General features: G+C 51.8%; 4 protein-coding genes. 1 reads left to right on the top strand and 3 read right to left on the bottom strand.

Features of this window, described 5'->3' with window-relative positions:
* The coding region (locus BSZ31_RS16590) for a sigma 54-interacting transcriptional regulator (RefSeq protein ID WP_105029933.1) at window positions 1–1,381 on the top strand (1,381 nt) is incomplete at its 5' end.
* Between the two features lie 97 nt (window positions 1,382–1,478).
* On the opposite strand, the gene BSZ31_RS16585 is transcribed toward BSZ31_RS16590, so the two are convergent.
* The 3 genes from BSZ31_RS16585 to BSZ31_RS16575 form a co-directional block, all read right to left on the bottom strand.
* The gene (locus BSZ31_RS16585; RefSeq protein ID WP_105029932.1) at window positions 1,479–2,783 is read right to left on the bottom strand and encodes a DUF1329 domain-containing protein; all 1,305 of its coding nucleotides are present in this window, start codon (window positions 2,781–2,783) and stop codon (window positions 1,479–1,481) included.
* 18 nt (window positions 2,784–2,801) lie between these two features.
* On the bottom strand, window positions 2,802–4,724 hold the full coding sequence (locus tag BSZ31_RS16580) for a DUF1302 family protein (RefSeq protein ID WP_105029931.1): 1,923 nt from the start codon (window positions 4,722–4,724) through the stop codon (window positions 2,802–2,804).
* Between the two features lie 44 nt (window positions 4,725–4,768).
* Window positions 4,769–6,100, bottom strand: a 1,332-nt coding sequence (locus BSZ31_RS16575; RefSeq protein ID WP_168427077.1) for an RND family transporter, incomplete at its 5' end; no start/stop codon positions are given.

Raw genomic sequence — 6,100 nt, 5'->3', positions numbered from 1 at the left:
CATGGTGCAGGTTGAAAAGCTCAGCTTGGAAATTAATTTGCCAACCAAACACTTTTACGGTGAATTTGTCTGGAAGAACTCGTGGGAAGACGAGGCTCACGTGGCCGACTATGGCCAAGGCGATGAACCAGCCTGTTGGACCATGATTGGCTATGCCTCCGGCTACTCCAGTGCCTTCATGGGCAGACTGGTGCTGTATCGAGAAATGGAATGCATGAGCCAGGGCGATTCGCAATGTTTGATTGTCGGTCAAAGTGCAGAAGCCTGGAACGACCCCGAGTACGAGGAATATTTCAAAGCCCAAGCCTTCGCCGAAGAATTGATCGAATACCACATGGGTGCAGAGAAACTGGACACAGCTCTGGTTCGCCGGCGCAGCAATGACGATTTGGTGGGCGTATCTCCTGCCTTCATGAATGCTTTCGAATTGCTGCGGCGCGCGGCACAGGGCAGCATCACTGTATTGCTCCTGGGCGAAACTGGGGTTGGCAAGGAAATGTTTGCTCGCTGGTTGCACGACAACAGCCCTCGTGCCAAGGGGCCCTTTCTGGCCGTCAACTGTGCAGCCATTCCACATGAATTGATTGAAGCCGAGTTGTTTGGTGTGGAAAAAGGCGCTTACACGGGAGCGCACACACCACGCGCAGGCCGCTTCGAACGTGCCGACCACGGCACCCTGTTTCTTGATGAAGTGGGCGATCTGCCTTTGTCAACGCAAGTGAAACTGCTGCGCGTGTTGCAAACCGGCGAGTTCGAAAGATTGGGTTCGGAACGCGTACAAAAGGTGAATGTTCGTATTGTGGCGGCCACCAACGTGGAGCTGCAACAAGCCATACGCGAGAACAAATTCCGTATTGATTTGTACTACCGCCTCAACACCTTCCCCATCAAAATCCCCCCCCTGCGGGAACGCCAAGCAGACATTTCGCCACTGATCAACCGCTTCATGACCAAGTACTGCGCAAGCTACAACAAGAAGCTGCAAGGGCTGACCGACAAAGCCATGCAAGAGGTGATGAGCTATGAATGGCCCGGCAATATTCGCGAATTGGAAAACCTGATTGAGCGCGCCGTGGTGCTGGCACCCGACGGGGGGTATGTGGAGGCCTGCCACTTGTTTGACGACCGCATCGAGCCCTGCAAAGAAAAATCGCAGCTTAATGCGCAAGGCGAGTTGGCGCCAGTTGAAACGCGCCCTATTGATGACTTGTGCAATGAAATTTTAACCAAGAATGTGGGACTGGACACCTTGGAGCGCCGTCTGATGCAAACCGCATTGAAACAGGCCAAGGGCAACTTGTCCCAAGCGGCGCGGGTGTTGGGTATTACCCGCCCTCAACTGGCTTACCGTCTTAAGAAAGAAGGCATTCCGCTTGAGTAGTAAAAAAGGCAAATTCCTGAAGTTCAGAAATTTGCCTTAAAGCCTCCTGGAGGAGAATCAGTTCCGGCGAGACGCTACCGGAAAGCGGATGAAACGATCAGTTGCCACCGCGCATGAACTGCACACGCATCATTTCAGGTGGAGTCAACTTTGGATCCACCAAACCTTTGAACTGGCCGGTGGTGCAGTGCTGGCTTTGAACGTCGACCATGCTGAAACTGTCATCAATCGCAATACCCGTACCCTTGTTGATGGGGTGGTGAAAATCCGGATGACTCTTCCCGATGGTCCAGCTCTTCCACAACTCGTTCTTGCGGTCATAAACCAACGTTCTGGACACTGCGAAAGTCTGTGCATCCACATGCATCACACGCTTTCCGATGGGGTGTGACGAGTTCACAGGCTTTGCCTCCAACACATACACCTTGCGCAACTGCCAGGTAATATCAGGGAAGCACTGCCCTTGACCAGTGAAGTTGATGAACTTGAATCCGTCCGGCTCTTTAAACTCATCCGTCAACTTCATTTCATTGTGGTTGTAGAAAGGCATCAGAATATTCTTGGTGCCTTTGTAGCTCCATGTCATGTCAGACACTCGACCGTTGTAACCTTCAAAGTCCTCAATCATCAGGTCAGAACCCAGGAATGAATCTGTGGTTTGCCCAGTGGCCAGGCGACGAACGCGTCGCTGAAAACCCAGGTACAAGTTAGCTTCGTCCAGCTTCTGATCATCGTCATAACGTTGAATCAACAACTGTGTGTCTTTCAAATCCTGAGGCTCAAGTACTTTCACATAAATTGCACGAAAAAAGTCTGAAGGATTCGGTGTTACCTCAGGTGTCGGCGAGTGTTGAACACGATGCTTGAAATTCAGAAAGTGAAAGTTGTACTTGATGGTGCGCTCAAGCTGACCGGTTTGAAGGTTACGAAACTTCCAGTAGAAAGGATAAATGGCTGCGCCATCGCCCCAATTGATACCGTATTTGTAATTCCACGCCAGCTTCTCGCCTGCACGCGGGTCTTTCATATCAGGCTCCTCAAGGAATGGGCGACCACCTGCGAATCCAGTCAAGTCGCCATTCTTGGGACCTAACTTCGTTTTGCCCATATTCTTGCGGCTAGCTTCCACATAAAATTTGTCCACATCAAAGCTGGTTGTTTTTCCAACCCTGATGTCGTACCAACCATTCTTCACGGTCATGTACATGCCAGGGTCGAGCGCCTCTTTAAACTGTTCCACATTGGATTTGTTTACCACTGTACCGGGCTGTAAACCTGGCACAGAAGGCACACCACTTTTGTACGGATTGAATGAATTTTGCAAATCAGCCTCGGTGGCGGCCTGGGCTGTACCCAAGATGCCCACTGCGGCGATGGAAATTGCGAGGGTTCTCAGTTTCATGTTGTGTCTCCTGTCTGATTAGAAGTTGTAACGCATCTGCACAAACAGATCGTCTTCTTTGAATGCCGCGCCAATCGGGCCTGCGCGGAATCGGCCAAGTGGTTCAAATCCACCCAAACCTGCTGACCCAGATGTCGATCCGGGTGGACCAGTTACGCCTGGGTATGGGTTACAAGAACGGCAATCATCAAACTGGTACTTGTTGTTCTCACCCACTTTGAAGTTGGCACCGAACACAAATTTAAGGTTATCGCTGTAAAGCCATTCAACCGATGGCGCAATTGCGGTAGCTTCTGCCTTGAAGTCGTGTGCCATGATCAGCGTTGGGCTGACACGGCCGTTCTGCAAGAAACCTTTCACCAGCAAAGTGCCAATTGCGTTGGTTTCCCAATCAGGCATTCCTGCAATGCCAAGCGGGCGTTGCTCTACTTCATGGTCAAAAATATGCTGAACAAACAGCTGACCAGAAATGAGTGTGGCAATTCGTGGGTTGATCCAGTCGATAAAGGTTGGGCGGTCTACACCGACCACTGCACGAAACACATTGTTCTCAGAGTACAACTGTGGCTGCAGGGTGTTGGCAAACTCTTCACCTTCGGTTAATGCAGCCTCTACGCGCACAGCAGCTGCAGCAGCTTCAATCTGGAAGTCGAGTGAACCACCCACCAGATTCACACGCGGATACACGAAATCAAATGCGATCAAGTGCGTGTTGTCGGGGCCTTGAGGCGCACCGGTTCCTACGTTCACAGCGCCACTGGTAATGCCACGCAACGATGGTAACTGCGAACGATAAGTCAGTGCATTCAGAGAAAAGCCTGTGCCGTTGGCAGTGATGCCTTCGTACTTGATACCCAGTTGGGTGTTGTCCAGTTTCCAGTCGGGCAAATGCACATTTCGAATGCCAATTTGACCAGGGCCAAAGTTGGCAGCAATGGTCTGCATACCCCCAGCATCGGGCAAAAAGTTGGCTACAGTACCACCGTTGTCCCACAGGTTTTTCAAACCGCGAAACAGGCAGCCCGCATCCAAAATAACGTTGGGTTGACCGCACTGACCCAGATTATTGGGGCGAAACTTATCGAAATTCCAAACCACCTGCAAGTTGCGATCCTGCATGGTTTCCGAAGGCCCAAGGCGCCATTCCGCCTGCGCTATCCACATGGGGATGCGAATATCTTCCAGTTCGTCGTAAATATTGTTGCGGGAAAAATCAACTGGATTGATCACGTCAAGAACACGGAACAAATCGGTGCGTCCCCACACAACCTGCTGCTTACCCACGCGAACAAAAAGATCCGTTCCATCTTTCAATGCAAAGCTATTGGTTGCATACACTTCACGAATGAAGTCGAGGCGGCTGTTGAACTCCGGGAGACGCAACTCGTTCAACGTCAAATCACCGTAACCACCAAAGTCGACGCAACCACGTGAATCGTAGTCGCATGGACGCACCGGCACACCTAAGGCCACACCACCGTTTTGTCCATGCCAACGATCGCCCAGCACACGGAAACCTTCGTTGGGGCTATTGGGATACGTTGCGCCATTGAACAAAGGCACACCACCTCCGTGGGGCACGCTGCCACCAGGGCCGATCGAACTTTGCAGCTGAATCGGGCCACCCGCCGATTTGCCAAACTGGTCTTTATTCAGGTCATACACACCATCGTAGGTACCACGGAACGTGCCGTTGTAACGCCATCCGTTCTTGCCTGTCTTTTCACCTTCCGCAATAAGTGTATTTCTGAATTTGGCCATGCCCACCGATTCGCCAGTGTTGTCTTCACCGCGATACACCGAGTGGTTTTCGTAGAACATGTCCACCTCATAATCCTCACCTTCAAACGTTGCCGCAGTTGCAACACACGGCCATGCGCCGAGTACCGCTGCTGCCAACACCGCAGAACGCAAGGCGGGTTTTTGTCTCATCTTTTTCATATTGCCCCTTCTCCTTTGTTGCTGTTGTACTGCTTGATAATTTTTCAGGCGGCTTTCGCCAGTTTCAAATCAGCGGCTTGTGCTTTCTCTTGTCGCACTTCACCCATCACAAACCTCGGTTTGAATACGACACACCAAGCCGGCACAATCAACATGGCGGCGATGGCATTCACAATCAGCATGAAACTCAGCAGCACAGCGGCGTCAGACTGGAATCGGAGATCGGACATGAAAATCCACAACACCACACCCGCGATCAGCGTGGCGGCAGTGAAGCTGACGGCATAACCTGTGGATGCCACGGCATTGATCACGGCTTGTTTGATGTTTTTGACAACGTGCATTTCTTCGCGGATGCGGTCCATGAAATACACGGCATAGTCGATACCGACACCTACACCCACCGCAATGACAGGCACTGTATTCACGCTGATGCCGATACCAAATGCACCCATGTAGGCGTAGGTCATTAGCGTGGCAAACAGCATTGGCATAATCATTAACCAGCCGGCATGAACCGAGCGGTAATACACCATGACCAGCGTGAAGGCCATGATCATTACGGCAGGAATAATAATCATGTGGTCGGTGTGCAAAGCCTGGTTGGCTGCGGCTGTCACGCCAATAATTCCGCCACCCAGTTCAATGGTCAGCCCAGGTACCTCGGCTTCAGCAATGCGCTTTCCTTCCTCAGCCAAAGCAACAATGCGGTTGATGGTGCTGGCCTTGTGGTCTTTGTAGTAAAAAACCATATTGGCTTCGTTTTCGTCGGGCGTAACAAACTCTTTCAGCGCACCGGGAATCGGGCTTGACACCTGGTAGGCGAACATCAATCCGCCCACCTCAGCTTCGTTGTCGGGCAACTGCGCCCAACGGGGATCATCGTTGTGCAACAATCGGTTCACCACTCGAACCACGCCGGGGATGGCTTTGGTGCCACCAAGCTCAGGGTCGCTTAGCATGTGTGCCTGAAACTTTTCAATCGCTGCCATCACTTCAGGGCGCTTGATACCACCCTTCTCTGCCGTGCGCGCCAGCACATGCAATTCCTCCGAACCTGGGAACAAATCATTTATCGCTTTGGTGCCCAGGTTGTAGTCGTGATCACGGTTCAGAATAGGCGAGCCTGGTTCAGATTCACCCATTTGCACGTCTTTCACGTAATACAAACCCGCTGCTGAAAATGCCACGGTGGCGATCAACACAGTGAGTGCACCATTGAAACGCGCCACGGTTTTGCTGGTGATACTGCCCAGCGCATCACGAATACCCTGGTTTTCGTTTTTGGTATTTTTGGGCTGGGGAAGAATGGTCAGCGCCAGTGGCACCATGAAGTGCACTGTGAAAATGACCGAGAAGCCCCAGAAGCCGGCTGC

It is taken from the genome of Limnobacter sp. SAORIC-690 (assembly GCF_002954425.1).
Lineage (GTDB): Bacteria > Pseudomonadota > Gammaproteobacteria > Burkholderiales > Burkholderiaceae_B > Limnobacter > Limnobacter profundi.
Note: the sequence above shows the minus strand (reverse complement) of the source record. Positions and strands in the feature narration are given on the sequence as shown.

What these genes read in the sequence shown, in the direction of transcription:
- BSZ31_RS16585 (WP_105029932.1), bottom strand. Translation starts at nt 2,783, where the DNA reads ATGAAACTGAGAACCCTCGCAATTTCCATCGCCGCAGTGGGCATCTTG.
- BSZ31_RS16580 (WP_105029931.1), bottom strand. Translation starts at nt 4,724, where the DNA reads ATGAAAAAGATGAGACAAAAACCCGCCTTGCGTTCTGCGGTGTTGGCA.